Here is a 24,304-nt window from a genome sequence, read left to right on the forward strand (position 1 = left end):
GAAGACAGGGAGCCGTCATGAAAAAAGTCCTCGGCACTTTTTTACCGCTTTACACCACCACGTTACTGATGCTGTTGGGCTCCGGCCTGCTAACCACCTATGTCTCGCTGCGGCTGGCCCATGAAGCGGTCAGCGGCAGCATGATCGGTGCCATCACCGCTGCCAACTACTTTGGTCTGGTGCTGGGTGGCAAAGTCGGCCACAACCTGATTGCCCGCGTCGGCCATATTCGGGCCTACGTATCCTGTGCGGGGATCATTACCGCTTCGGTGCTGGGGCACGGGCTGACCGATTATCTGCCGATGTGGATCTTCCTGCGGCTGGTGATCGGTCTGTGCATGATGTGCCAGTACATGGTGCTGGAGAGCTGGCTGAATGATGGGGCAGAAACCGGGCAGCGCGGGCTGATTTTTGGCTTCTATATGGTCGCCACTTACCTTGGCCTCTCCGCCGGGCAGATCATCCTGATGACGCAGATTGGCTCCGGACCCTCAAGCCTGCTGATTGTCGCGTTGTGCTTTGCGCTCTGCCTGGTGCCGATGGCCCTGACTACCCGCACCAATCCGCACCCAATGACGCCTGCACCGATGGAACTGGGCTACTTTTTCCGCGCCATTCCCCGCATTCTGCTGGTGACGCTGGCGACCGGCATGGCCATCGGTGCGTTCTACGCCATGGCCCCGGTGTACACCAGCCAGCTGGGCTTCAGCACCCAGCAAACCGGCCTGTTTATGGCCATCACCATCTTTGCCGGGCTGGTTTCTCAGTTCCCGCTAAGCTGGCTGTCTGACCGCATTGACCGCAGCCGCCTGCTGCTGTTTACCGCACTGTTCTATATCCTCGCGGCGCTGCCGTTGACCATGCCTTTCCACTTCAGTTTCTTCGCCATCGTGGTGGTGGCGTTTGTCACCAGTATGATGCAGTTCTCGCTCTATCCGCTGATTGTGGCGATGGCTAACGATATCGTTGCGCCTGAACGCCGGGTCTCGCTGACCGCCTGTCTGCTGATGGCTTACGGCGTCGGTGCCTGTATCGGGCCGTTGGTCACCGGCGCGATTATGCAGCCGTTGGGCGGCAATATGCTTTACGTCTTCTTCTGCCTGTGTGGCTGTGTGATTGCGGTGATCAGCTGGCTGGCCAGCAGACAGCGTCAAATTATTACCGACGCGCCGATCCCGCACGTGGTATTGCCTGCCAGCCTGACCAGCTCACCGCTGGCAGCGGCACTTAACCCGACAATCGCCGAAGAAGACATCCAGACCGCGATGTTTGACACCGAAGAAACCGATGTTGAAGAAAATGGCGAAGAGGAGAGTGAGTTAGAAAGCAGTGAGAGCGAAATCAGATAAAGTTTAAAAATGTGATTTTTTCGCTAAGGATAATCCGAAAGTTGATCACCAGTGCTGATTGTTTATACTGGCTACCAGTCTAAAACTGATTGCCAAGTATAAGGGATCCTAATGTCGACCAGAGGAAAGGTTTGGCTGGTGATTATCATCGGGTGTATTGCCTTCTGGGCACTCCTCCTGCTGTGGGGAATGGCGGCATGACTGCAGGGAAGGACGATGACAACCGGGAAGTTGAAGAAGATGGGCCGTTAGCCGGCTGGGCGTTAACCCGCAAGCAAAAATCCTTTTTACAGGCGCTCCTCCCGGACGATGTGCCGGAGGAGCCAGAGGCTACCCAGCCTCCTGACGAACCGTAAAAAATAAGCTGGGCTGAAAGCCCTCCACGTCGAGGATCATCCCGGTGCAGCGCATCCCGGCTTTGATCAGCACCTTTTGCGATGCCAGGTGATTCTCCCTGACGGTGGCGGAAATCTCGGTCATGCCGAGCTGCCGAAAGCCAAAATCGACAGCCCACCGGGCAAACTCCGTGGCCAGCCCTTTTCCCCACGCCACCGTGCTGAAGCGATAGCCCAAATTAATGAAATCCTGCTGATTCACCTGGCGCACCGTCAGGCCGCCAAAGCCAATCACCTCGTCACTGCCTGTCAGCGTCAGCGCCCAGTTACCAAAGCCAAATTGCTGCCAGTGTACAAGCCACTTATCCAGCACCTCATCGGCGACCAGTTGGCAGGAAAACGGGCCGGCAGGATTGAACAGGTTGGTCGCCGGATCGCCATAGATAGCAAACAGGGCCTGGGCATCTGCGGAGGTGACCGGGCGAAGCGTCAGTCGTGGGCTGCTGTGCATAATCGTTCGCAAGTAAGGGATTGATTGCAAGACGTTATCACGCAAGATCCGCCGCTGAAAAATGAATTTTCAGCAAAATGTTAACTTAAGGCTGTCTGTCATCTCCGCTCCACCAATCTGTCATCTGGCTGTGCCAGAGTAGCCTCTGCTGAAGTTAACCCGATGCAGGGCAGCTCCGCTTTTTGTGCGCGCTGCACTCATCCAGATATCCGACCAGATGAGGCTTTATGACCGTCATTGAATTGCATCAGCCTAAGTTAGCCGACACCTTTATCGATGAGAGCGTCACGCTGCGTGAAGTGGAGATTGGACGCTGCTGTGAAATCCTCGCCCATAGCCACCTGGAGTATGCCAGCCTCGGCGATTACAGCTATCTTGGCCCGTATTGTACGGTGGCTGACAGTGAGATTGGCAAATTCACCGCCATCGCCTCTAACGTCCGCTTAGGGGCACCCAACCATCCGATCGATCGGCCTTCACAGCATCGCTTTACCTACTGCGCGGAATATTACAGCGCCACCGCCGAGCGTGACCGTGACTTTTTCGCCGCCCGACGGGCGGACAAGGTGGTGATTGGCCACGATGTGGGGATCGGCCATGCGGTGACGGTATTGCCCGGGGTGACGGTGGGGGTTGGCGCGGTGCTTGCCGCGGGTGCGGTGGTGACCAAAGATGTCGCGCCCTACACCATTGTCGGCGGCGTGCCGGCCAGAGCGATCAAAGCGCGCTTTTCGCCCGAGGTGGCGGAACGGCTGGCGCGGATTGCCTGGTGGGACTGGCCGATGAGCGAGATCATGGCGCATCTGGCCGATTTTAAAGCCACCGACATCAACGCGTTTTGTGACCGTTGGGACCCGCTTTCCCGTTAGCGCTTACGGCTTTGACGATTTTCTGACGATCTGCCTGCGGGTAAACAGGCGGGTCATCAGGATGGCGAACAGCGCAAATGCGCCGCCCATGGCGGTGGCTTCCAGCCGGTGAGTGGCAACCGCATCGGTCTGCGTCACGCCCAGGCTTGAAATCATAAAGATCACCATCAGCGTTACAAAGAAGGTAAAGACGAAATAGGATTTGGAAATCAGTGAATAGGAGAAGGTGAAGGCGATATAGCCGCATAGGATAAAGCTGCACACCAGGAACAACGGGCTGTGCCAATAGCGCACCAGGGTTGCGGCCAGAATGCTGGCCATCAGCGTGCCCAACACCCTGGCCTGAACGCGGGAAAAGGTATCCTTGTAGTTATTCCGCAGGCAGAACAGCAGCGTCATGCCCGCCCAGTAACCGTTCTTCATCTGGAAAATTTCCACCGTACTCAGCGCCAGGCACATGGTGAGCAGGGCATAAAACACCGACCATTGCAGATGAATTTTGTGTTTGTATTTACTCAGCGTGACGCGAAAGAACATCAGCCAGGAGCGCGGGCTGATGTCCTGTAAATGGAAGGGAAAGCGGCGGAACACCAGATAGAGAAAGGCCATTTGCAACAGGCCGCCTGCGCCGGTTAACGCCGCGCGCTCGGCGGCGTATGCCATGTTGCCGGCATAATAGCCGGAGACCAGATAGGCAATTGACCACTGCAACAGCATCCACCAGGCGCTGCTGTCGATATTCGCCATCGCGACATAGACACCGGCATACAGCATCGCCACGGCGATATACAGCGGCATCACGTTGCCGGTCAGACAGCCGAGCCAGGAAGAGAAGGCGAGGCCAAGGCTGGTGGTCAGCAACAGTGAAAACGACGATCCTTCCCAGGTTTTATTGGCACCGAAGGCTAAGGTCAGCGCACCGCTGGCCATGATGCTGGCCGCAGGCACCTGCTGAAACAGGAAGCCGACCAGAAAAATTACCCCAATGGCGGGCAGGCAGCACAGGCCAAGCAGCATATCGTGTTTTAAAACGGCGGAAAGACGCATCGGGATTCGGGCTCTCTGGGCTGACAATAAGGTTAACGAAACGTTGAAGCTTAGCAGCCCACCGCCGGCAGATCATCACCGGCGCCGCTGACCTTTGCTTATTGCAAAAAATGAGCCTGCTCAGTAGGCTAACGTTCCGGGTGATGGGTCAACAATGAGAGAGTTATGCTTAAGACGTTAGTGGCAATTGCAGTGGGCGGTTCCGCAGGCAGTATCCTGCGATGGTTGCTGTCGGTGCGTCTGAACGCGATTTTTCCGTCTCTTCCGCCGGGAACGCTGACGGTCAATCTGGTGGGCGGTTTTATCATCGGCGGGGCAATGGCCTACTTCTTGCGTAATCCGGAACTCGATCCGGCGTGGAAATTGCTGATTATTACCGGGTTTTGCGGGGGATTAACCACGTTCTCCACCTTCTCGATGGAGATCGTCGGATTGATGCAGTCCGGCAATTATCTGTGGGCGATGATTTCGGTCTTCACCCACGTCATTGGCTCATTGCTGATGACCTTTGCCGGCTTCTGGCTGATTTCTCTGCTGTTCTGACCCGCAACTTACTGACCGGGCGGCAACGCGCTGCTGCTGCCCGCGATCCTCAGGCCGGTTCTTCGTCGCTTTTCATTGCCAACGCGCTGGCGCTGGCGGCATCAAACAGCGACAGGCTTTCAATCTGATCAAGCATGATCACTTTACGGAACGCCATCGCGGATTTAGGTTCTGAATCCAGCGTGATCCCATGCTCGTCATACCATTTGCTGTAGTTGTGCTCGATGCACAGGCTGAGGGTTTTGCCATCGCGATAGCCGCTGAGCATCGGGATCAGCACGATATTGGCGGTAGTGGCGTTGTCATAGGTGGCGGTGTGGATCATGCCGATATAGATGCGGCGGGATTTCAGCGTTACCCAGGCCAGCTCACCTTCTTCCATGCACTGGAACATCAGCCCTTCAACACCATTCGAACGCGACAGTTTCTTATAGAGTTTTTTACGGCCCGAGCTGTTCAGTTTGGCACTGCCAGACCAGCTGGAGCGATACAGACAGAACGCCACGGCAAAGGCCAGCATGATCACCACCGGTGCCTGAATACCCAGGAAGCTCCAGGTCATAAACTCGACCTGCCAGTGATGGTGTAAGCCTTCATTCAGCTGCGGTAAGGCGTTGAGCCCGGCGGAAACAATCAGCAGGATTAGCCAGATAATTCCGGTAGCGATCACCCCTTGCAGCACGAAAATACAGCCGTAAAGGGCCACCAGGAAGTAAACATCCCAGCCGAAAGAGCGTTTTACCTTAAACCGGGTGGAGAGGTCGCGACTGGTGTACCAGTAGCCGCACACCATCAGCACCATAAATATTGCCGTTCCCATGTTAAGCCCTCTTCAGCGCGTTGACGTGCCGGGCAAAATCCTCACGCACATCCGGGCTGAAGATATTCACGGTTGCGCTGCCATCCTCATCAATCAGGATGCGCTCACCTTCTTCAATGGATTCTTCAATATCTTGCTGGCTCATGACTTGCAGCAGCAATTCGGGGCTGGAAAACAGGGAACATAAAAACTTGAACATGACGATCCTTTCTTAAGAATAAGCACTAAGCCTGGTCGGCAAACCGACGTCTCTCCATAAGATTAGTATGAAATGCAACAATTAGACCTGAAGTGCCGTCCCTGGCACGCAATATCAGCTACCGGTTTGCGGCGCCGGATCGTCCTGCAGGTGTTTTTTGAAGTGGACTTCAATCTGCTCCAGCGTTTTGCCCTGGGTTTCCGGCGCAAAAATCAGCGCGAAGATCCCGCCCGCGACGCCAATCACCGCAAAGGCAAAGAAGCAGGTGGTCAGACCGAAGGCTTCCAGCAGGATTGGGAACATAAAGGCGATGGAGAAGTTGGTCATCTGCATGGCAAATACCGAGATGCCGTTGGCCATGCCACGGATGCGCATCGGGAAAATTTCCGACAGCAGCAGCCAGGTCACCGGAGAGAGCGCGCCCTGCTGGAAGCTGAGGAAAATCAGCATGCCACCCAGCACCAGGTAACTGCGCAGCACGTCAGGCTGACCGTGCACCGTTTCCGGCATCAGCCAGGTCACCAGACCGATCGCCAGCAGTGAGCAGGTGCAGCCGATCTGACCCACCAGCAGCAGCGGACGGCGGCCAAAGCGGCTCAGTAACATGATGCCGACAAAGGTCATGATCACCGAAATCACGCCGTTGGCGATGGTTGCCAGCAGCGAGGCATTGGTACCGAGGCCGGTCGCCTGCAGCATCGTCGGCGCATAAAACATGATGGTGTTAACGCCGGATAGCTGTTGCAGCATCGCAATACCGATCCCCAGCGCCACCAGCCGCTTCATCCATACCGAGATGGTTTTCTGACGGCGGGCATTTTTCTGGCTTTTCGAATCCATCGATTTGCGGATTTCGCTCATCTCTTTTTCGACTCTGCCAGAATGGCGGGTGCGCTCCAGCACGTCACGCGCTTCGCGGTAGCGGCCATGCATCGCATACCAACGCGGCGTATCCGGCAGGAACAGCATGCCGACCCACAGGATCACCGCCGGCACGCAGGCCACGCCGAGCATCCAGCGCCAGGTGGTTTCGCCGCCCCAGACTTCATTGATTGCCGCGTTGCTGGTGTAGGCAATCAGCTGACCGGAAACAATCATCAGTTCCTGCAGGGTGACAAACTGCCAGCGGCGGTTAGCCGGGACAATTTCCGCAATATAGATTGGCACGATAGCCGCTGCGCCACCGACCGCCAGGCCGAGGATAAAGCGGAACAGGATCATCAGCACCACGTTCGGTGCCAGCGCACAGCCCAGCGAGCCGCACATAAAGATCACCGCCATCACCAGAATGACCTTTTTGCGGCCAAACCGATCGGCCACGCGGCCGGCACAGATCGCCCCAATCGCCGATCCGAGGATCAGGAAGCTGGTGACCATCCCGGTGGTCAGTGAGGTCAGATGCAGGTCGTGCTTCATAAACAGCAAAGCACCGGCAATCACGCCGGTATCGTAGCCAAAAAGCAGGCCGCCCAGCGTGGCAATAAACGCAATTACTTTTACCAGCGGTTCGGTCGGCTGCGGTGCTTTTGCCGCCGTCGTCCCACTGTTTGATGAGTCAGTCACAAGTCACTCCCTGGAAAAACGTTATTATTCTGTTTTTAGTAGTGTGATGCAGATCACACGACCCTTAAATTTAAGACAGATATGCGAATTTGCCAGCGAAATGACGATTTTTAATTTTTTGCGAGGTAATCAGGCGGGGCGGGAAGTGACAGACAGGCTACCGGGATAATGCCGGCAGCCTGATGCCTGCTAGGAAAGGCTGCGTGTCAGCCTTGAAGCGGGGGTAGTGGTATGCAGCCTGGGCTGGTGGTTGCCGGTCAGTGGCCGACAGCTTTCTTTGGTGATGCCACGCGCAACAACCGGCGTTTCCTGTGGTGCCGCCACGGCGATGTCGCTGCCGTTGTACTCCTGCAACCACTTCAGATATTCGCCCAACACCTGCGCAATATCCTCACCCGGCTGGGTGGTGCGGATGTAAAGCTGCGCGGATGTTTTGCTCTTGTCCTGAATATAAATCTCGTACTTTTTATTCCAGGCTTGTGTGTCGGGACGTTCACGCAGGGTGACGTCATTAAAGCGCAGATGCTGCCAGCGCGTCAGTCGCTCATAAAAATGATTTTTATCCATGACGGATTAACCTCTCCGTTTTTTCTCTGTGTGTGTAATCAAAAAAACGCCCTGGACAGAGGGCGGAATAACAGGGTTATTCGTGTAATTAGTAGAGGGAATGCGCCAAACCCGGCGGGATAGCCGGTTGGCAGCTTAAATCTAGTCGAAATCGGCCTGTTCGCCACCGTGTGAAGAGATTTTAGGAAAATTACGCATTCAGGAGCAGGGGAGCAGCGCGGCAAGCGGCTGATACAGCGGGTAATGCCGCCAGAAATATCCCAACAGTTCTGAATAAGAGTCAGCGAAATCCTGTTTACTCGTGACCAGAGGTGATGGTAATTTCGGGGGCATATTATTTCAGGAGCAGGCCATGAAACAGTTAGTTATTGATATCTTAATGAAGATTGCAAAAATCGATGTAGACGCGAAGGAACTGACCGCGCAAGTCGAAGCCCAATCTCTGCTGATTGCTGCTCTGTTGCTGACTGCAGGTAAAGAAGGGGCCAATAACATTTCTGAAAACATCCAGAATGCGATTGTCACCGCCTCAAGTTCAGGTCAGGGTTTTATGCAGTCGGATGTTGATTTGCTGTTGACCCACGTTAACCGCCTGCTGGCCGTTACCCGCTACGTTGACGAGAAATCCGATACCGAAGAGCAAAGCTAAGCGCCTGTGCCTGGGACAATGCACCGATGCATTCCCCCAGGCCGTATACGCGCGACGACTACTTCACCGCCCCTTCCGTCACGCCGCTGATAAACTTACGCTGGAACACCAGGAATACCGCCACCAGCGGTAAAATCACGATCATCGCGCCGGCCATCAGCACCGGAATGTTGATGGTGTTTTTGTTCTGGAAGAACATCATTCCGATCGGCAGCGTCCTCAGTTCATCCTTGTTGACCAGAATCAGCGGGATCAGGAATTCATTCCACGTCCAGATAAACAGCAGCAGCGCCAGAGTGGTCAGCGTCGGCACGATCGCCGGCACCAGGATCCCCCACAATATGCGCGTGCGTTTCGAGCCATCCATCACCGCCGCTTCCACCAGCTCTTTCGGCACCTGCTGGAAAGCGGTGGCAATCATCAGCGTGGTAAACGGCAACGACAGCGCCACCTGCGGCAGGATCAGCGCCAGATAGGTGTTGGTGAGTCCCATCCAGTGCAATTCGTGATACAGCGGGATAATAAAGGCTTCGCTGGGCAGCACCATGCCTAACGCCATCAGCGCCGCAAACACCGTTTTACCCGGAATACGCAGGAAGGCGAAACCAAACCCGGACAGAATGCCGACCAGGATACTGATAATCACCACCGGGAACACCACCAGCACCGAGTTGAGGAAATAGGTGCTGAAATGGCCTTCCCGCCAGGCGGAAACGTAGTTAGCAAAACTGAAGTGCGAGGGCAGGGCAAATACCCCGGCAAACAGCTCGCTTTGCGTCTTAAACGAGGTCATCAACGCCATCAGGAAAGGCAAAATGGTGACAATGGCGATCAGCCAGATAACCGCACGTGAAACAACAGGCGTAGCGCGCATCAGTGACGCTCCCGGATGGCAAAATGAATAATACTGTTGATCGCAAACACAATGATCATCCCGACGATGGCCACCGCCGAAGCGTAACCGTAGTGGCGTAAATCAAAGCCCTGTTGATACATATACAGGTTGGTCACCAGCGTGGAGGTGCCTGGTCCGCCATGGGTCATCACGTACACCAGGTCAAAGGCTTTCAGGCTGGAGATCACCGTCAGCAGCAGCGCGACGCGAATTTCAGGCCGCAGGCCAGGCAAGGTAATGCGCATAAACTTCTGCCGGCGCGACGAGCCATCCAGATCGGCGGCTTCCAGCAATGACGGATCCATACGTTGCAGGCCGGACATAAACAGCACCAGACAGAAGCCGAAGAAGTACCAGGTGGCGACAAAGCCGACCGCCGGTAACGCCCAGTCAAAATCCCCCAGCCAGGACAGCGCCAGCTGCGGCAATCCAATCGCGCGGAAGAAGTGATCGATCGGCCCAAAGGCCGGGTTATATAACCAGCGCCAGACCACGCCGAGCACCGCCATCGGCATGATATAAGGCAGGAAGAACAGGATACGCAGCAGGCTGCGCTCTTTGTTATTGCGGGTATCGTTGAGGAAGCTGCACAACACCAGGCCAATACAGAGCGGGAACAGCGTGTAGAACAGCATCAGTACGGCGTTATTTTTTATCGCCACCCAGAACACCGGATCGCTAAACATCTGGATAAAGTTATTCAGCCCGATAAAAATCGGCCGGGTCGCACCGTCCCACGAGGTAAAACTGACGCCGACCGAGACCAGCAAAGGGAACAGCAAAAATAGCGAATAGATAAGCATTGAGGGCAAAATATACAGCGCATTTTGCAGTCGTGACTTATTAAGCATAACGGTGTTCTCGCGCGTCAAACTGAATAACGGCCCGGCCTGTCGCAGCGCCGGGCAGAGGGCTTACTTTTTCAGGCTGGAGAGGTACTGCTGGTAATTGGTATCCAGTTTGTCGGTCATCTGTTGCGGCGTAAGCTTGTCGGCCAGCAGCAGCTGCACATTTTCATTCAGCGCATTGCCCATGGTCGGTGTTGCCCAGTCCACGTAGTGGCCAAGGCCATCGTGGCCGTTAACCGTGGTCCAGACGTTATACACATCGGCCAGCAACGGGTTGTCCGCCGGAAGTTTGGCATCCTTGTTGGCGCTGGCGGGCAGGAAGCCAGCCTTCAGCCATTTCTCAGCCATCTTGTCGGAAACGATGTAATCAATGTATTTGGCCGCCGCATCCTGCTGTTCTTTGGTTTTCGCCGTCAGGGTAATGGAGAACGGCAAATCGGTTCCGCCGACCATCAGCGGTTTGCTGACGCCGTCGAACTGCGGGAACGCAGCGAAGTGAATATCTTTATTATCTTTGAACTGCCCCATATACCAGGTGCCGCTGACAAAGAACGCGGCCTGCCCACTCTGGAACAGCGTGGCCGCATCGTCTTTACCAATGCCCTGGAAGCCTGGGAAGAAGTAGCCTTTCTTATTCCACTCCTGCATCAGGGCGGCAGCTTTCTGCAATTTCGCATCTTTAAAGGTGCCGCCGACGTCGTAAATCAGGTCATCCATCGCTTTGCGATCGCTGCTGCTAATCTGATCCTGCCACAGCGTGGTCAGCATCTGCTGGCCGGCAGCGCCGTCGAGGATGCCTAACATCAGTGGCGCCGTGCCCTGTTCTTTCAGCTTCGCCATCGCGGCTTCAAACTCAGCCATGGTTTTCGGCACGGCAATCCCGGCCTTATCCAGCAGCTGCTTGTTGTAATAGAGCCCGACCATTTCACCGAGGCTGGCAACGCCATACAGACTTCCGCTACCGAACTGCTGGCTATCAGACCAGCGGTTGCGCTTCAGCATCGAATCCGGGAAGCGCGTGGTCCAGCCATACTGTTTGGCGTAGCCGTCCAGCGGGATCAGCAGCTTCTCTTTCACCAGCGCACCCATATCACCGCCGCCCTGATTCACCTGGGCAACCTGCGGGCCGTCACCGGAGTTCAGCGACAGTTTCAGCGGGATGCGGGTATCGTCAAAGGAGTGAACGGAACGGTCAATGCTGACGCCCGGATTCTGCGCGGTAAACTCTTTGATCGCTTCATCAATGGCCGAGGTCTGGGACGGATAGTTATAGATATCCCACTCGGACAGCTTGGTGTCCGCCTGCGCGGGCAGCTGGAACAGTGCGGTAAGCAAGCCAACCGCCAGCAACGACAGCGCCGGGCGGGTAGTGACAGTGCGGGAAGAACGGGTAACCCTGGAAGCAGTGAACATGGATCTGTTTCTCCAACATCAAGAGAGCATCCTTTCATGATGGCAACCGACTTTCCCGCTGGTTGCATGAGGGCGTTTATAGATGATCACGTAGCCTTAGTTCATACTTACTTTAATGATTAAATAAAGTCAAACATCCCCACCTCCGCATTGCTGAAAGGTGATGCAGAGCAGAAAAACTGATAATTTTTCATTTATCAGGGTGAAAAACTGCAGAATCGCGTTTTTCCTGCTTAAACGCCGTGTTCCCTGGGGCGATCAGGTGTTCTGTCTGGTGGGCGTTGGGGTGAGCTAATCCACTGAATGGTCATATGAAAATAGTATGTCGTCAGGGGCCATATTATCAGAGAACGGCACTGCGCCTGCATTATGGCGGGATTTTGCCGTCAGATTGCCGTCTGCGGGGGTTCTTACGCCAGACTAAAGTTCAAGACTGTGATCGACTGCATAATCTCAGCGGCTCAGGTGCGGCGCAGGGGTATTATTTTTTCTTGAAAACAAAGTCGGCTTTATTTAAGTTGGTGATCTCTTCTTCACCGACTGTATGAGCGTGGACGATGACTTTGCTTGAAGGAAAGATCCGCCCGGCAACCGCCGATGATACCGACGCCCTTTATGAGATCTGCCTGAAAACCGCGGATGCCGGCAAAGATGCCAGCGATCTGTATGCCGATCCTCATTATCCGGGCACCCGCTTTGCCGTGCCCTATGCGCTGTTTGCCCCTGATTTCGCCTTTGTTCTGGAGAAAGCCGGCAAGGTAATCGGCTATGTGGTGGCAACGCCCGACACCGTGGCGTTTGAGCAGCAGTTGCTGAAAGAGTGGTGGCCACTGCAGGTGGAACGCTTTGCCGACCGTCAGCCGGTTAAAGCGCTGGACAGTAAAATCCTCGATGCGGTTCGCCAGCCTGAAACCGCCTCTGAGGCGCTGACCCGCCGCTATCCCGCGCATCTGCATATCAATATCTTGCCAGAAGGCCAGCGCGGCGGCTGGGGGAAACGGTTGATTGAACATGAACTTGCCGCATTAAAAGCCGCAGGTGTCAGCGGCGTTTATCTCGGTATTAGCCTGCAAAATGAAGCGGTTGCCTATTTCTATCAGCAACTCGGTTTTCAGCCGCTCTTCCGCAGTAATGCCATTTATATGGGCCAGGATCTGAACTGAGGACGCTATGGCTACTCTGCACTTAAAAAACGTCAAAAAGTCTTACGAGCACGTCAATGTGATCCACGGCATCGATCTGAAAATCGATAACGGGGAATTTATCGTGTTCGTGGGTCCATCCGGCTGCGGCAAGTCCACGCTGCTGCGGATGATCGCCGGCCTGGAAGAGATCAGCAGCGGCGAACTGTTTATCGATGAACAGGATATGACCCACCAGTCGGCTACCGAACGCGGCATTGCGATGGTCTTCCAGTCATACGCGCTCTATCCCAATATGACGGTCAAAGGCAATCTGGCCTATCCGCTGGAAGTCGCCAAGCGGCCGAAGGCGGAAATTGCCGAACAGATTGCGATCACCGCCGAAAAACTGCACCTGACCGAACTGCTGGATCGCCATCCGCGCGCGCTCTCAGGCGGCCAGCGCCAGCGTGTGGCGATTGGCCGGGCGATCATTCGTCAGCCACGAATTTTCCTGTTTGATGAGCCGCTCTCCAACCTTGATGCCGAGCTGCGCTTACAGATGCGTATCGAGATTGCCAAACTGCATGAATCGTTGGGTAACACCATGATTTATGTCACCCATGATCAGCTGGAGGCGATGACGCTGGCGGATCGCATCGTGGTGCTGCGGCAGGGTAAAATTGAGCAGGTTGGCGCGCCGCTGGATCTCTATCACGACCCGGACAACCTGTTTGTCGCCGGATTTATCGGCTCACCGAAAATGAACTTCGTCAGCGCTCGCGTGCTGTCTGTCGAAGCGGGTAAGGTGCGGCTGGCGGTGCCGGAGCTGAAGCTGACGTCGATTGAATTGCCGGTGCACGCGGCGCTGGAGGAAGGGCAGAAGGTGACGCTGGGCATCCGACCTGAGCATTTCGTCAGCGCCGAACAGGATAACCGTGAGTGGTCATTCCCCGGCACGCTGTCATTTGCCGAGCGGCTTGGCCACACCAACTATCTCTACCTGGACATTGGCCGCGAGAGTTTGCTGGTGATTGAAGCGCGGAAAATGGAGGAGGTTGAGTTGGGAGAAGAGGTGCAGCTGGCGCTTAACCCGCAGCACTGCATGCTGTTCGATGAGCAGGGCATGCGCATCCGCTAGATTTCAGCCTGGCGTCGGTTAATCCCGCCGCCAGAACCTGCCCGTAACCCCGTTACCCTTCTTCATCAGCCTGCGCCGACAGCACGTCAATTAGCCGGTTTACGGTGAATCCTGCTGCGCCCAGGGCCCACATGCGGCTCGATTCGGTCAGGAACTGCAGCGGCGTAAGCTGCGGTGTCAGCTTCAGGCGATACTCCTGGAAACTCTGGCTGATCTGATCGAGTAAAATGCGCGAAGCCATTTGCGGCTCCATCGCCAGATAGATCACATCGGGATCGTAGGCCACGGCCAGGTTTGCCAGCGACAGGCCCAGATGCTGACCGGCCGTCGCCAGCGTTTGCAGCGCCAGCGGTGACGGGTGTTTATCCAGCGCCAGCAGATTGGCCGGCACCGCTTCACCGGCCTGCTGCAGGGTCTTCAGAATGGCTTTGGACGAGGCGATCTCTTCCAGCGTGCACTTTGAGCCATCGTTCAGCAGCGCATTGCCGATCTCGCCTGCGGTGCCGGTGCGGCCGCGATACAGCGCCCGATCCAGAATAATCCCGGCACCAATCCCTTTACCGTAGGTGGCGATAATCGCCGTCTGCGCTGCGCCAAGCTGACCGAAGACCAGCGTGGCGAGGGCCAGCGCATTGGCATCGTTCTCGATATACACCGGAATGGCAAAGCGCTCTTCCAGCAATGAGGCAATCGCCACGTGGGTCCAGTCCAGCACCGTCGAACGGATGCAGTGGCCGCTGACCGGATCGACCAGCCCCGCCAGCGCCAGACCAATCGCTGCCACGCGCTTGTCCTCAACGGTTTTCAGGAACTTTGCCAGCGCATCGCTGAGCTGCTTGGGCGTCAGCTCGCCTGAGGGCATCTGCTGCTCGCCAATCAGGTTGCCGGTCAGATCGGTCAGCACAATCAGGTTACGTTCCGCATTGAGCTGGATGCCGACCACCGTGGCGTAATCCGGATTCAGGCCGAGCAGGGTTTTGGGTCTGCCCATCGAGACGCGACGCAGGCCTTTTTCAATGATGATCCCCCGGCTCAGCAGGCGGTTTGCCGCCTGGGACACGGTGGACATGCTCAGCCCGCTGCGGACTTTCAGATCGGACTGGCTGATCGGGGAGTTCTCAACAATCAGCCGCAAAATGCGGGAGGTAACGTTCGGTGCGATCATAAAAGGTGCGGGTCTCAAAAAGTAAGTGGCTGGCTGTCAGCGGTTGACCGGCTCAACAGAGGCTGGCCAGACGCAAAGCACCTGACAGCGCATCTTCCTGTGCAGGCACAATCTTATTGCGCGTGGCTGCAGCCAGCCAGGGGAGAAGCGGGGCGGCCATTCCGCCCATCAACGCCAGCGGGCCGTGGCTGGCTTGCGCCAGCGCATCCAGCATCACCGTCACTTCTGCGGCGCTTTCGGCGATCAGCTCAGCGGCAAGTTCATCACCCTGCTGAGCGGCGTCAAACACCCAGGGCGAGAAATGTCCCCAGTCGCCGGGCGTGGCGTGCCGGGTCCAGCTGAGTAGCGCATCCGGTGAGTGTGAAAAATGGCGCATCACGGCCTCAGTCAGCGGAGTGACGGCAATAATGCCATCGTGAGCCTGTAAGGCTTTTCGCAGCGCGCGCTGGCCCAGCAGGGCGCCAGAGCCGTGATCGGCAAGCGCAAATCCCCAGCCGCCGACCCGATGAAAACGCGTGCCGTCCCAGGCCGCGCCCTGGCTGCCGGTACCGGCAATCAGCACCGCGCCCGGTTGCCCCTGATGGGCGCCCGCGCAGGCGATATCGACGTCAGAGAATAACGAGAGTCGGGCAAAAGAAGACGGATGTTGCTGCAAACGCTGGTCGACCGACGGCACATTCGCCCCTGCCAGTCCCCACACCGCGTGGGTGTTTTTACGCGCCGATAAAGGCAGGTCAGCGGCGATAAAGGTCTGTTCGATCAGCGTGTTGACGCGGTCCAGCGCGCCGGTGAAATCAGAATAGACGTTGGCCGATCCGCCGGTGCACTCCGCGAGGATCCTGCCGTCAGGCGTCGTGAGTCTGGTCCGGCAATGCGTGCCGCCGCCATCTACTCCGATCAAAAATTCTGATTGCATGATCCTCCCGTGACCGGCGTTGACCCACAGTGTGGCGAAAAACTACTGGCTATTTTGCTCGAAACGATAAAATAAAAAAACTTAAATCGCAATAACAAATAAATATGGATGGGTTTGTTAATATTATAATGATTTAAATCAAGTGTTTAATAAAAAATGTGTTTTTTGTTTGAGCTTTCATTGTTGACATTAGTTTTTCTGTCGTACTAAGTTGGTGTCCAACAATTGCGCGATTCCGGATGCCGATCACACCGCATCAGGGACGCTTTTCTTTTTCCGTGACCAAGATGGGCAGGGGTCAATATGAAAGTAGCGATCATCGGACTGGGCTTTCGGCTGTCGAACGTAGTAAATGAGTTCAACAAAGCTGACCCGGATTTCAGTATTGTCGGGTACGTCGATCCGGCACCCGCGGGCATACCTAACCTTGAGAAGTTTGGTATTCCTGCCGGAAAAGCGTTTGCCACGCTGGACGAAATGCTGGCAGCAGGCGGGTTTGATCTGCTGATGGTCGGCTCACCTAACTATCTGCACCTTGAGCATATTGAAGCCGGACTGAAGGCCGGCAAGCGGGTGTTCACGGAAAAACCGGTGGTGATCAACGAAGCGCAGACCATGGCGCTGGCAAAACTGATCAGCCAGTACGGTCAGGAGAATATTCTGGTTGGGCTGGTGCTGCGCTACTCGCCGCTTTACCACGATCTGTTGCAGGCCAAGGCGGAAAACCGGCTGGGGGAAATTACCTCTATCGAAGCCACCGAGCACATCAAGCCGTATCACGGGGCGTTCTTTATGCGCGACTGGCGTCGCTACGAGCGCTATGCCGGTCCCTACATTCTGGAAAAATGCTGCCACGATATCGATCTCTATCAGGGATTAATGGGAGAACGGCCGGTGCGGGTTGCCAGCTTCGGTGGCCGCAAATCCTTCACCCCGGAACATGCACCTCAGGGCGCGATTACCGCCGATTCCGAGCTGTATCATATCAAGCCGAGCGGCTGGTCGAGCACCGAAGCGGTGTTCGAAAGTGATGCGGATATTGTTGATTATCAGACGGCGATTGTGGAGTACGCCGGCGGTGCCACCATGGCATTTCACGCCAACCTCAACGTGCCGGATGAGTTCCGCCGTTTCTGCGTGATGGGCACCGATGGCATGGCCGAAGGTGACTTTGTACGCAACTACTTCCGCGTCCATGACGCGCGCACCGGCGAGAAAACCGTTGCAACAGAGTATGAAGGCAATGCTTACGATGGCCATTACGGCGCGGATGCGTTGATGGCTGCGGAGATTGTGAAGCACATTAAAACCGGTTCGCTGCTGAAGGTGTCGGTGATTGATGCGCTGGAGGCGGGACTGACGGCGATAAAAATCGATGAAGCGCGTAAGTCGCGGACGGTTATCGATCTGACGGACTGCTGGAACACCTTTGACGCCAATTTGGGTCGCTAATTAACTCCCTTCCTGACACTGTCAGCCTGGCATTTCCCCCGCAGGCTGGCCTTCTGATGGCACGCTGACTGACTGCTTGACCGCCGAACCCGACGGTCATTTTTCTCCGTTGACACGGGTAATCGTCGTACCTTCATTGCGGTGAACCTCACCACACAGCAACACCGCATCCGGCCGACGCTGGTGAATACGGCCGGCCATTTGTTCACAGGCGACCTGCGTGGGAAAAATGTGCTCAGAAACCGGCAATGCATCACAGGCATCATGGCCACAGGCGCTGACCAGTAAAACGAAGCCAATTAACATAGCTCACTCCTTTGATGAATCAGACCCAATGTTCAGTATAGTCCAGCAGCGAGACGGCTGTGGTATCACCCTGTGTGCTGAGGTGATATAAAAAAGGGCAACCATGCGTAATCCTTTCAGGGAGATTTCTGATGCAATTCACCGGTCTTTCCGCTTTCCCCATCACACCCGCCAGTGAACAGGGTGTGGTTGATGTTGTTGCACTGGAAAAGGTTCTGCTGCGCCTGAAGCAGGCGAAGGTCAATTCCGTTGGCCTGCTCGGCAGCACCGGGCTGTATGCGTTTCTGCGGCGGGAAGAGAAGCGCCGCGCGATTGAAGCCGCCGTTAACTGCCTGCAAGGCGAGATCCCGATTATCGTCAGCGCCGGTGCGCTGCGCACGGATGACGCCATCCAGCTGGCTGAGGATGCACAGGCGGCGGGCGCAGATGGGATCCTGCTGGCGCCGGTGTCCTATACGCCGCTGACGGAAGAGGAAGTGTTCCAGCACTACGCGGCGGTGGCCCAGAGCACATCGCTGCCGATCTGCATCTATAACAATCCGGGCACCACGCACTTCACCTTTACGCCGACCCTGCTGGCTCGCCTTGGCACGCTGCCCACGGTGAAAGCGCTTAAGCAGCCGTCGTCCGACAAAACCGATAAGGATCTGGTGGCCGATCTGCGTGGACGCTTCGCGGACGATTTTGCCCTTGGCTTTAGCGTCGACTGGCATGCGCCAGAAGCCCTGTACGCCGGTGGCGACGTCTGGTTCAGCGTGTTGGGCGGATTGCTGCCAAAACAGGCGATGGCCCTGACTGAGGCCGCGTTACGCAAGGATGGCGAACAGCTTGCCCAGCTCAACGCTGAACTTCAGCCAATGTGGACCTTATTCAAGACCCTCACCAGCCTGCGCGTGATGTACAGCGCGGCGGAAATTCTGGGGATTTGTCAGCCGGTATTGCCACGTCCGCTACTTCCGCTGCGGCCTGAGGATTATAAAAAAGTGGAGATGGTGCTGCGGGATTTACAGCTGGACTAGCCAATGAAAAAGGCCTTCCCGTGAGGAAAGGCCTCTGCAATCCGCATTACGCATCCTGCCAGTCAGTGCTGATAACGCGAATTAATGCGCCATGGTGCCGGTTGTGGTGGTGGTGGTGGTGGTGGTGCCGGTGTTGGAGCCATCGCTACCACCACCGCCGCCGCCCATAGTCGCCAGGGCAACACCTAACAGCGCAGCGACAGCACCGATACCCACAGCATTTGAGTTGCCGTCAGACATCGCAGTGGCTTCACTTCCTGCTGCTGCTCCGGTAGTCGGTGCGGCATAGACGCTGGCGCTGGTAGCCAGAGTCAAAATCAGAGCAAGCGTCGTTATTTTTTTCATTTTTATCGTTCCTCAGGAAGGGGTAACCAGACAACGCTTGAGAGCATAATTTTAAAGTTCAGGGTTGAATAGTGGCCGCCCGAGAGGGAATTATTGTTATTCTGATTAAGGTGTTACCGGTTTAGCGCCAGTAATTTCCACAGTAAAAATGACAGATTAGGGTTGCTTGACTGGCGGAAGGGCCGTTGGGATTGAAGTCGGGGTGATTAAAGCCAGATTATCCTTAAAACGGTCGGGAATTTATCTCACAGGACAAATTGCTCATGCTGGCCATAAATATGAGCCAATCTGCGCTGTAGTTTACCCTGCGTTTTAAGAATAAATACCGGCGCCTTTTTTTCGCTTTTTCTCCCTAAAGCAAATTTCTCGGGAGCGAATTGAGTGTGAGGCTATATTGATATCTGTTGCGAAATATAAATGATTACCCCGAAATACGGCGGCATTTATGCGATTAATCCTGGTTTTAACCCAGGGCTGAAAGGTTTTAAGAAATTGTTAAGTGTCTTGTGGCTTACTGGGCGTAATCATTTTTGCCAGGGGCTCAACTATGTTGTTATCTGCGTTTTCCTATATCAAAGATAAAACCGGGTATTTACAGGAATTCATCTCCGATCCACGGAAAACAGGCACTATCGCTCCTTCCTCTTTGTCTCTGTGCAAAACCATGTCTGATGCCGTCGACTGGAACCAGTGTCAGCGTATTGCTGAGCTGGGGGCCGGTGACGGCGTGGTCACCCGCCATCTGCTGACGCGCATGCGGCCCGATGCCGAGCTGCTGGCCTTCGAGACCAACAGCCGTTTCCATCCCAAGCTGGCCACCATTGACGATCCCCGCCTGCGGGTCACCGGCGCATCCGCTGAAACCCTGAGCGGTGAATACGACGCGATCTTCTCAGGCTTGCCGTTGCTGTCGCTGCCGAAAGAGGTCCGTCACGGCATTCTGGAGCGCGCCGCGTCGCTGCTGAGCCCGCAGGGCGTCTTCGTGCAGTTCCAGTACACCTCGCTCTCTGAGCCGCTGCTGTCCGAATACTTTGCGTGGAACCGCAGCCGCGTGCTGTGCAATCTGCCGCCAGCATGGGTGTATCGCTGCCATTCGCTGGATAATTTACCGCAGGAGAATGCGGGAGTTAGCACACCCTGATGAAGGGAATGTGACTTAGAGATGGCAATCTCCGTATGGTCTGCCAGGCTTAACCTTTACCCACAACAGGAGGAAATAATGAGTATTGAAAGTGACCTACCCACCTCAAGTGATGAAGAAGTCTGCACTATCATTGGCAAAGCAGTGGTTGACCTGAGTATCACCGGGCAACCTGTCAATAAGGCTACGCTGGCACACAAGCTGTTGGCGATGGCAGATCAGGATGGCGATGAAGAACGCATTTTACTGTACTGGATTGCCCGGAAGGCAATCAACCAGCCACACAGGTTTGCTGCTGCAGCCTTCTAATCTCGCGTGGCATACCGGCACATTGTCGGAAAGACGGCCGCTCCTCACAGAGTGGCCGTTTTTATTGCGCTCAGGTAATGCGGCGCACGAAGGGGATCAGTCTGATCAGCCAGACAATCAGTGCAGAGATGGCAAAGCAGGCGATCGCCACCAGCGGAATGGTCAGAATCGAATAGTAGCCTTCGAAATTAAGCTGCAGCAGGTTCAGCAGCACTTCCAGCACCATTGCATGCACAAAGAAGATGCCGAGGCTGAGATTGGACAGCGCGCGGATCACCCCAATAGCCGATTTGCCGAAGCGTAACGGGGCATTCAGCAGCATAAAGAAGAACGACAGGGACACCACAACCATGGTTGGCGCGGCGTAAAACAGGAAGATTTGGTTAGGCTTGAAGGTACTGATCGACAGGGAGTAAGTCATGACCGCCGTTAACACCACGGACAGAATAAAAATAACGCCCGCAATGATCACCTTCGGATTTATTTTAAAGCGGCGAACCACCCCACCGAGAATATAAAACCCGGACAAATACACCACCATATCGATATTACTCGGATCCGGCAGCGGACGGTTTTCCAGTAAATTGGCCTTCACGTTATCAAATAACATATACACCGAGGCCAGCACAAACCAGATGGTCAGCGTGTAGTTAACCCGCTGCTGGCTGCCATAGGTGATAAAGGTATTCAGCAGCGGCGTCACCAGATACAGCAGGATCATGGTGTAAATAAACCACATATGCGGCCACGCCGGGGTACTCAGCAGCTCCAGCACGCTGACCGACGAGTGGTTCATTTTCACCTGTTGCCCGTAGACAATATAAATCACCGACCAGGCAATCAGCGGGATCACTAAATCCAGCACGCGGGTTTTCAGCGTACTGAGTAGCGACTCATTTTTATTGAGGGAAACATAACCGGCGACCAGCAGGAACAGCGGAAATGCGATGCGCCCAAGCGCTTCGTACATTACCGAGACCGACCAGGCCAGATGGAAATAGCTAAAAGGGATAGCAGCCGTATGCAACAAAATAACTAAAAACGTTGCCACAAGTGTGAGCAGCTTTATATTAATCGTTTTCAATGCCAGGTTCCTTGTCATAAAGCACACTCTGCCGGAAAGGAACAGACTGTCGCCACCTGGCTAAAGGTATCATATTTCGCGGTTGCCGATGTAGCTTCTGCTAAGAAAAAGGCCGGGCGCTTTCAGCTCGAATGGCGCGTTGCGTCTACCGTCAGCGTGGCGGGACAGGCCTGCTGAGGCTGAACAACGCGGTATTCCGCTTTCCCCTGATGGATGTACATGCAGGCCCGGCCAGCGTCACCGCCATCCTGTTCCTGGGACAGCGTCAGGACCACTTGCTCAGCGGGCACAAAACAGGACCATAAGGTGCTAACGCCCAGCGTCACCACCAGTGAGATGACTTTCATTATTCCATTCATATCAGACAGCCAGAAAAAGTGAAAAGAAGGGTTCCGCTCTGACAATCCCTCCGCAAAGGGTGTCAGAAAACATGACCCTCGCATCAGTGCCTGGCCGACTGCAAGCGTCGGCATGCAATATCGGACGAAGCCTGGGGGTAAGCCAGCAGAGTTTTCTTATTTTACCTGGTCTATATTCCACGGCTGTGATCTGGCGACGGTTAAGCGGTCCTATTGGAGATAATTGAGTGAAAAGGGATTTATTTTTCCAGCTATCAGGGCGCACCATAATTCAGGACCAGTTTTTTTATCAAGTTTTCAACGCGCAGGATAATTTGGCTTAGGCGGAAAAAGGGCGGTTCGGTGGCGGTCGGGCGGCTTGGGAAAAAATTCACCACAGCGCGGGAAAGTTGTTAAAATTACTCTTTCGTCCTTTTTCATGGAAGCCAAGATGACTACTGAAATCTCCCATCCTGCCAGCAGCCCAAAGCAGGCCGCGTTACAACTGGTTATTGAACTGGTGCGTGCCGGTAAACTGAGCCCAATGCAGGGCGATGCCGCCAATATGATCTCTATCTACGAGCAGTTTAAAGATCACTTTGAAGCGGATAAGCACAAGCACTCCACGGACTCGGCTATCTCCTGATAGCAAAAAGGCGGCCTGAGGCCGCCCTTTAACCCTATTTGCTGACCTGATCGTAATACAGCATGCTGTTACCAATACCCTGATTGGCCCCGGTAATATTACTGCGTAATCCCACCAGTTTTTGTCCCTGCAACGTCACCACGTAAGGCGAATTTTGCTGAACCTCGGTCTGCAACTGCTGATACAGCGCGTTGCGCGTCTTCACGTCGCTCTCTGCGGCGGCGGCCTTCGTCTCGGCACTCAGTTTGGGAATCGACCAACCGACGCGCCACGCCAGGGTTTTCGGCCCGTTCGGCACGTTATAGGCAAAGGTGCTGGCATTGGTGTTGGGATCGACGTAATCAGCGCCCCAGTAAATAAAGATCGACTGGAAGTTTCTGCTGCGCATCTTGGCCCACAGCTCCGCCTCGGCAACCGGCTTGATGGCGATCTGAATATCGGCCTTGGCAAAGCTGGCCTGTAAGGCCTGCGCCACATCGGTATACGGCGGTTGATTAACGATGGTCAGCGAGAATTGCGTGCCCGGCTTGATGCCGCCTTTGCTTAAAATCTCCTTCGCCTTAGCCAGATCGTACTTAAACGGCTGGTTCTCCAGCGCGCCGTCAAATCCCTGCGGTAAAAAGGCCTGATGCACCTGATACTGATCTTTTAGCAGCTCATGCGAAATGCTCTGGTAGTCAACCAGCCAGCGGGCGGCCTGCCACAGTGCCGGATTTCCTAACGCCGGCTGCGCTTTATCCTGGGTGTTAAAGCCGAGGTAATAAATCAGGCTGGAAGGGAAGCTGGCAACCCGCACCGAAGAGACTTTCTTCAGCGCATCAAACTGATCGGCGCCCAGCTCGTAAGCGACGTCGGCATCACCTTGCTCCAGCAGCAGACGGCGTGAACCGGGATCGGAGACCCCTTTCAGGATCACCCGCTTCAGTTTTGGCTGAGGTTGGGCATTGGGGTTTTGCTCAAGCACCAGCGCCTGCTGCGGCACGTAGGTTTTGATGGCGTAAGCCGCGCTGCCTGCCGAATGGGTTTTCAGCCAGCCGTTGCCGAAGTCATGATTGACCGCGTGCTGCTCCGCCAGTTTGCTGTCGACGATGGAGGCCACCGGCGCGCTCAACAGCCGCAAGGCCAAATCCCGACCGATGGCCGAGGTCCAGCGGATCTCCAGCTGGTTGTTGCCGTGGCGGGTGAACTGCGCGTCAATATTGTCGGCCGACCAGCCAAATTCATTGAGGATAAATGCCGGCGTTTTGTTGAGCTTCACGCCGCGCGTCAGCGAGTAGATCACATCGTCCACCGTCAGGGGATTGCCGCTGGCAAACTTCGCCCCCGACTTCAGCGTAAACAGCAGGCTATGTTCGCTACTTCCCGGCTGCCAGCTTGATGCCAGCTGCGGCACCAGCTTGCGCGGATCGGTACGGTCCGAATCAACCAGCTTTTGATAGACGTTCAGCAGGCTGCTGGTACTGACGGTTTCGAAGCTTTCGGCCGGATCAAAGCTGATGATGCCGTCCAGCGGGATGGCGACAATCAGCGTATCGGCTGGGGTGGCAGCATGGGCAGCAGCCGTCAGGCTTAACGCGCAGGCAAGGGCTACGGGCAACAATTTACGCATCAACAGGTCCTGTAAAATGAGTGATTTCAGGACTATAGAGGGAAAGCGCAGGAGGGAGAAATACCAATTCCGGCAAGCGTAATCTGATTAACAGCATAGCCGGA

The 24,304-nt window shown here is 55.4% G+C and carries 28 protein-coding genes; 12 read left to right on the forward strand and 16 right to left on the reverse strand.

Annotated elements, in window-relative coordinates:
* Positions 1-17 precede the first annotated feature (17 nt).
* Together E2F51_RS11960 and E2F51_RS23825 are read left to right on the forward strand one after the other, a co-directional pair.
* Positions 18-1,349, forward strand: coding sequence for an MFS transporter (locus E2F51_RS11960; protein ID WP_134823551.1), 1,332 nt, complete (start codon positions 18-20; stop codon positions 1,347-1,349).
* Positions 1,350-1,546: 197 nt separating this feature from the next.
* On the forward strand, positions 1,547-1,705 hold the full coding sequence (locus E2F51_RS23825) for a hypothetical protein (RefSeq protein ID WP_157868006.1): 159 nt from the start codon (positions 1,547-1,549) through the stop codon (positions 1,703-1,705).
* On the opposite strand, the gene E2F51_RS11965 is transcribed toward E2F51_RS23825, so the two are convergent.
* Positions 1,680-2,195, reverse strand: coding sequence for a GNAT family N-acetyltransferase (locus tag E2F51_RS11965; RefSeq protein WP_013200937.1), 516 nt, complete (start codon positions 2,193-2,195; stop codon positions 1,680-1,682). The genes E2F51_RS23825 and E2F51_RS11965 overlap by 26 nt on opposite strands.
* Before the next feature lie 227 nt (positions 2,196-2,422).
* Here E2F51_RS11965 and E2F51_RS11970 point away from each other — a divergent pair, with 227 nt between their 5' ends.
* The gene (locus E2F51_RS11970; RefSeq protein ID WP_134823552.1) at positions 2,423-3,064 is read left to right on the forward strand and encodes an acetyltransferase; all 642 of its coding nucleotides are present in this window, start codon (positions 2,423-2,425) and stop codon (positions 3,062-3,064) included.
* 3 nt (positions 3,065-3,067) lie between these two features.
* Here E2F51_RS11970 and E2F51_RS11975 read toward each other — a convergent pair whose 3' ends face one another.
* Positions 3,068-4,111, reverse strand: a complete 1,044-nt coding sequence (locus E2F51_RS11975; RefSeq protein WP_105759662.1) for an FUSC family protein — start codon at positions 4,109-4,111, stop codon at positions 3,068-3,070.
* 165 nt (positions 4,112-4,276) lie between these two features.
* Between E2F51_RS11975 and crcB the strand changes: the two genes are divergently transcribed.
* On the forward strand, positions 4,277-4,654 hold the full coding sequence (gene crcB, locus E2F51_RS11980; RefSeq protein ID WP_053141732.1) for a fluoride efflux transporter CrcB: 378 nt from the start codon (positions 4,277-4,279) through the stop codon (positions 4,652-4,654).
* Positions 4,655-4,703: 49 nt separating this feature from the next.
* Here crcB and E2F51_RS11985 read toward each other — a convergent pair whose 3' ends face one another.
* The 4 genes from E2F51_RS11985 to E2F51_RS12000 all read right to left on the reverse strand — a co-directional run bounded on the left by E2F51_RS11985 (position 4,704) and on the right by E2F51_RS12000 (position 7,803).
* The gene (locus E2F51_RS11985) at positions 4,704-5,474 is read right to left on the reverse strand and encodes a hypothetical protein (RefSeq protein WP_013200941.1); all 771 of its coding nucleotides are present in this window, start codon (positions 5,472-5,474) and stop codon (positions 4,704-4,706) included.
* A 1-nt stretch (position 5,475) separates the two neighbouring features.
* Positions 5,476-5,673, reverse strand: a complete 198-nt coding sequence (locus E2F51_RS11990; RefSeq protein WP_134823553.1) for a hypothetical protein — start codon at positions 5,671-5,673, stop codon at positions 5,476-5,478.
* Between the two features lie 114 nt (positions 5,674-5,787).
* Entirely contained in the window at positions 5,788-7,236 is a 1,449-nt protein-coding gene (locus E2F51_RS11995) for a sugar porter family MFS transporter (protein ID WP_013200943.1), read from the reverse strand.
* Positions 7,237-7,425: 189 nt separating this feature from the next.
* On the reverse strand, positions 7,426-7,803 hold the full coding sequence (locus E2F51_RS12000) for a hypothetical protein (RefSeq protein WP_105759661.1): 378 nt from the start codon (positions 7,801-7,803) through the stop codon (positions 7,426-7,428).
* Positions 7,804-8,155: 352 nt separating this feature from the next.
* On the opposite strand from E2F51_RS12000, the gene iraP reads away from it, so the two are divergent.
* On the forward strand, positions 8,156-8,452 hold the full coding sequence (gene iraP / locus E2F51_RS12005; protein ID WP_013200945.1) for an anti-adapter protein IraP: 297 nt from the start codon (positions 8,156-8,158) through the stop codon (positions 8,450-8,452).
* 58 nt (positions 8,453-8,510) lie between these two features.
* Here iraP and E2F51_RS12010 read toward each other — a convergent pair whose 3' ends face one another.
* From E2F51_RS12010 to E2F51_RS12020, 3 genes are all read right to left on the reverse strand, one after another.
* Positions 8,511-9,326 carry a carbohydrate ABC transporter permease gene (locus E2F51_RS12010; protein WP_013200946.1) on the reverse strand — a complete coding sequence of 272 codons (816 nt, stop codon included), beginning with the start codon at positions 9,324-9,326 and terminating at the stop codon, positions 8,511-8,513.
* Positions 9,326-10,198 (reverse strand): carbohydrate ABC transporter permease, encoded by an 873-nt coding sequence (locus tag E2F51_RS12015; RefSeq protein ID WP_013200947.1) that lies wholly within the window; start codon positions 10,196-10,198, stop codon positions 9,326-9,328. Before E2F51_RS12015 ends, E2F51_RS12010 begins: the two co-directional genes overlap by 1 nt.
* A gap of 63 nt (positions 10,199-10,261) precedes the next feature.
* Positions 10,262-11,608: an extracellular solute-binding protein gene (locus E2F51_RS12020; RefSeq protein ID WP_134823554.1), complete on the reverse strand. Its 1,347-nt coding sequence runs from the start codon at positions 11,606-11,608 to the stop codon at positions 10,262-10,264.
* A gap of 557 nt (positions 11,609-12,165) precedes the next feature.
* Here E2F51_RS12020 and E2F51_RS12025 point away from each other — a divergent pair.
* Positions 12,166-12,771, forward strand: coding sequence for a GNAT family N-acetyltransferase (locus E2F51_RS12025; RefSeq protein WP_134823555.1), 606 nt, complete (start codon positions 12,166-12,168; stop codon positions 12,769-12,771).
* A gap of 7 nt (positions 12,772-12,778) precedes the next feature.
* On the forward strand, positions 12,779-13,870 hold the full coding sequence (locus tag E2F51_RS12030; protein WP_134823556.1) for an ABC transporter ATP-binding protein: 1,092 nt from the start codon (positions 12,779-12,781) through the stop codon (positions 13,868-13,870).
* 52 nt (positions 13,871-13,922) lie between these two features.
* Here E2F51_RS12030 and E2F51_RS12035 read toward each other — a convergent pair whose 3' ends face one another.
* A complete protein-coding gene (locus E2F51_RS12035) occupies positions 13,923-15,035 on the reverse strand; it encodes an ROK family transcriptional regulator (RefSeq protein ID WP_013200951.1) in 1,113 nt (370 codons plus the stop codon).
* Between the two features lie 52 nt (positions 15,036-15,087).
* Positions 15,088-15,951, reverse strand: coding sequence for a BadF/BadG/BcrA/BcrD ATPase family protein (locus E2F51_RS12040; RefSeq protein ID WP_013200952.1), 864 nt, complete (start codon positions 15,949-15,951; stop codon positions 15,088-15,090).
* A 303-nt stretch (positions 15,952-16,254) separates the two neighbouring features.
* Between E2F51_RS12040 and E2F51_RS12045 the strand changes: the two genes are divergently transcribed.
* On the forward strand, positions 16,255-17,403 hold the full coding sequence (locus E2F51_RS12045; protein WP_013200953.1) for a Gfo/Idh/MocA family protein: 1,149 nt from the start codon (positions 16,255-16,257) through the stop codon (positions 17,401-17,403).
* Between the two features lie 96 nt (positions 17,404-17,499).
* Here the strand turns inward: E2F51_RS12045 and E2F51_RS12050 are convergent, their stop codons facing one another.
* Positions 17,500-17,709 carry a hypothetical protein gene (locus E2F51_RS12050; protein WP_013200954.1) on the reverse strand — a complete coding sequence of 70 codons (210 nt, stop codon included), beginning with the start codon at positions 17,707-17,709 and terminating at the stop codon, positions 17,500-17,502.
* A gap of 131 nt (positions 17,710-17,840) precedes the next feature.
* Here E2F51_RS12050 and E2F51_RS12055 point away from each other — a divergent pair, with 131 nt between their 5' ends.
* On the forward strand, positions 17,841-18,728 hold the full coding sequence (locus E2F51_RS12055; RefSeq protein WP_134823557.1) for a dihydrodipicolinate synthase family protein: 888 nt from the start codon (positions 17,841-17,843) through the stop codon (positions 18,726-18,728).
* Between the two features lie 81 nt (positions 18,729-18,809).
* On the opposite strand, the gene yjbE is transcribed toward E2F51_RS12055, so the two are convergent.
* Positions 18,810-19,073, reverse strand: a complete 264-nt coding sequence (gene yjbE, locus E2F51_RS12060; protein ID WP_134823558.1) for an exopolysaccharide production protein YjbE — start codon at positions 19,071-19,073, stop codon at positions 18,810-18,812.
* A gap of 547 nt (positions 19,074-19,620) precedes the next feature.
* On the opposite strand from yjbE, the gene E2F51_RS12065 reads away from it, so the two are divergent.
* Together E2F51_RS12065 and E2F51_RS12070 are read left to right on the forward strand one after the other, a co-directional pair.
* Positions 19,621-20,214, forward strand: a complete 594-nt coding sequence (locus E2F51_RS12065; protein WP_013200957.1) for a class I SAM-dependent methyltransferase — start codon at positions 19,621-19,623, stop codon at positions 20,212-20,214.
* A 78-nt stretch (positions 20,215-20,292) separates the two neighbouring features.
* The gene (locus E2F51_RS12070) at positions 20,293-20,523 is read left to right on the forward strand and encodes a hypothetical protein (RefSeq protein ID WP_013200958.1); all 231 of its coding nucleotides are present in this window, start codon (positions 20,293-20,295) and stop codon (positions 20,521-20,523) included.
* Between the two features lie 70 nt (positions 20,524-20,593).
* Here E2F51_RS12070 and E2F51_RS12075 read toward each other — a convergent pair whose 3' ends face one another.
* Together E2F51_RS12075 and E2F51_RS12080 are read right to left on the reverse strand one after the other, a co-directional pair.
* Complete coding sequence (locus tag E2F51_RS12075; protein ID WP_041691919.1) at positions 20,594-21,625, reverse strand: acyltransferase; 1,032 nt, start codon at positions 21,623-21,625, stop codon at positions 20,594-20,596.
* Positions 21,626-21,729: 104 nt separating this feature from the next.
* Positions 21,730-21,954 carry a hypothetical protein gene (locus E2F51_RS12080; RefSeq protein ID WP_013200960.1) on the reverse strand — a complete coding sequence of 75 codons (225 nt, stop codon included), beginning with the start codon at positions 21,952-21,954 and terminating at the stop codon, positions 21,730-21,732.
* A gap of 442 nt (positions 21,955-22,396) precedes the next feature.
* On the opposite strand from E2F51_RS12080, the gene E2F51_RS12085 reads away from it, so the two are divergent.
* Positions 22,397-22,591, forward strand: coding sequence for a hypothetical protein (locus E2F51_RS12085; RefSeq protein WP_013200961.1), 195 nt, complete (start codon positions 22,397-22,399; stop codon positions 22,589-22,591).
* A gap of 34 nt (positions 22,592-22,625) precedes the next feature.
* Here the strand turns inward: E2F51_RS12085 and E2F51_RS12090 are convergent, their stop codons facing one another.
* A complete protein-coding gene (locus tag E2F51_RS12090; RefSeq protein ID WP_105759652.1) occupies positions 22,626-24,200 on the reverse strand; it encodes an ABC transporter substrate-binding protein in 1,575 nt (524 codons plus the stop codon).
* Positions 24,201-24,304 lie beyond the last annotated feature (104 nt).

Origin of the sequence: Erwinia sp. QL-Z3, from assembly GCF_004551645.1 — a bacterium.
GTDB lineage: Bacteria > Pseudomonadota > Gammaproteobacteria > Enterobacterales > Enterobacteriaceae > Erwinia > Erwinia billingiae.

Excerpts from the sequence above, each read along its gene's own strand:
- E2F51_RS12025 (WP_134823555.1), top strand. The coding sequence starts at position 12,166 with ATGACTTTGCTTGAAGGAAAGATCCGCCCGGCAACCGCCGATGATACC.
- E2F51_RS12050 (WP_013200954.1), bottom strand. The coding sequence starts at position 17,709 with ATGTTAATTGGCTTCGTTTTACTGGTCAGCGCCTGTGGCCATGATGCC.
- E2F51_RS12020 (WP_134823554.1), bottom strand. The coding sequence starts at position 11,608 with ATGTTCACTGCTTCCAGGGTTACCCGTTCTTCCCGCACTGTCACTACC.
- E2F51_RS11960 (WP_134823551.1), top strand. The coding sequence starts at position 18 with ATGAAAAAAGTCCTCGGCACTTTTTTACCGCTTTACACCACCACGTTA.
- E2F51_RS12080 (WP_013200960.1), bottom strand. The coding sequence starts at position 21,954 with ATGAAAGTCATCTCACTGGTGGTGACGCTGGGCGTTAGCACCTTATGG.
- E2F51_RS12000 (WP_105759661.1), bottom strand. The coding sequence starts at position 7,803 with ATGGATAAAAATCATTTTTATGAGCGACTGACGCGCTGGCAGCATCTG.
- E2F51_RS12045 (WP_013200953.1), top strand. The coding sequence starts at position 16,255 with ATGAAAGTAGCGATCATCGGACTGGGCTTTCGGCTGTCGAACGTAGTA.
- E2F51_RS12035 (WP_013200951.1), bottom strand. The coding sequence starts at position 15,035 with ATGATCGCACCGAACGTTACCTCCCGCATTTTGCGGCTGATTGTTGAG.
- E2F51_RS12010 (WP_013200946.1), bottom strand. The coding sequence starts at position 9,326 with ATGCGCGCTACGCCTGTTGTTTCACGTGCGGTTATCTGGCTGATCGCC.
- E2F51_RS23825 (WP_157868006.1), top strand. The coding sequence starts at position 1,547 with ATGACTGCAGGGAAGGACGATGACAACCGGGAAGTTGAAGAAGATGGG.
- E2F51_RS12070 (WP_013200958.1), top strand. The coding sequence starts at position 20,293 with ATGAGTATTGAAAGTGACCTACCCACCTCAAGTGATGAAGAAGTCTGC.
- E2F51_RS12030 (WP_134823556.1), top strand. The coding sequence starts at position 12,779 with ATGGCTACTCTGCACTTAAAAAACGTCAAAAAGTCTTACGAGCACGTC.
- E2F51_RS12065 (WP_013200957.1), top strand. The coding sequence starts at position 19,621 with ATGTTGTTATCTGCGTTTTCCTATATCAAAGATAAAACCGGGTATTTA.
- yjbE (WP_134823558.1), bottom strand. The coding sequence starts at position 19,073 with ATGAAAAAAATAACGACGCTTGCTCTGATTTTGACTCTGGCTACCAGC.
- E2F51_RS12075 (WP_041691919.1), bottom strand. The coding sequence starts at position 21,625 with ATGACAAGGAACCTGGCATTGAAAACGATTAATATAAAGCTGCTCACA.
- E2F51_RS11975 (WP_105759662.1), bottom strand. The coding sequence starts at position 4,111 with ATGCGTCTTTCCGCCGTTTTAAAACACGATATGCTGCTTGGCCTGTGC.
- E2F51_RS12085 (WP_013200961.1), top strand. The coding sequence starts at position 22,397 with ATGACTACTGAAATCTCCCATCCTGCCAGCAGCCCAAAGCAGGCCGCG.
- E2F51_RS12055 (WP_134823557.1), top strand. The coding sequence starts at position 17,841 with ATGCAATTCACCGGTCTTTCCGCTTTCCCCATCACACCCGCCAGTGAA.
- E2F51_RS11985 (WP_013200941.1), bottom strand. The coding sequence starts at position 5,474 with ATGGGAACGGCAATATTTATGGTGCTGATGGTGTGCGGCTACTGGTAC.
- E2F51_RS11990 (WP_134823553.1), bottom strand. The coding sequence starts at position 5,673 with ATGTTCAAGTTTTTATGTTCCCTGTTTTCCAGCCCCGAATTGCTGCTG.
- crcB (WP_053141732.1), top strand. The coding sequence starts at position 4,277 with ATGCTTAAGACGTTAGTGGCAATTGCAGTGGGCGGTTCCGCAGGCAGT.
- E2F51_RS12015 (WP_013200947.1), bottom strand. The coding sequence starts at position 10,198 with ATGCTTAATAAGTCACGACTGCAAAATGCGCTGTATATTTTGCCCTCA.
- E2F51_RS11970 (WP_134823552.1), top strand. The coding sequence starts at position 2,423 with ATGACCGTCATTGAATTGCATCAGCCTAAGTTAGCCGACACCTTTATC.
- E2F51_RS12040 (WP_013200952.1), bottom strand. The coding sequence starts at position 15,951 with ATGCAATCAGAATTTTTGATCGGAGTAGATGGCGGCGGCACGCATTGC.
- E2F51_RS11965 (WP_013200937.1), bottom strand. The coding sequence starts at position 2,195 with ATGCACAGCAGCCCACGACTGACGCTTCGCCCGGTCACCTCCGCAGAT.
- E2F51_RS12090 (WP_105759652.1), bottom strand. The coding sequence starts at position 24,200 with ATGCGTAAATTGTTGCCCGTAGCCCTTGCCTGCGCGTTAAGCCTGACG.
- iraP (WP_013200945.1), top strand. The coding sequence starts at position 8,156 with ATGAAACAGTTAGTTATTGATATCTTAATGAAGATTGCAAAAATCGAT.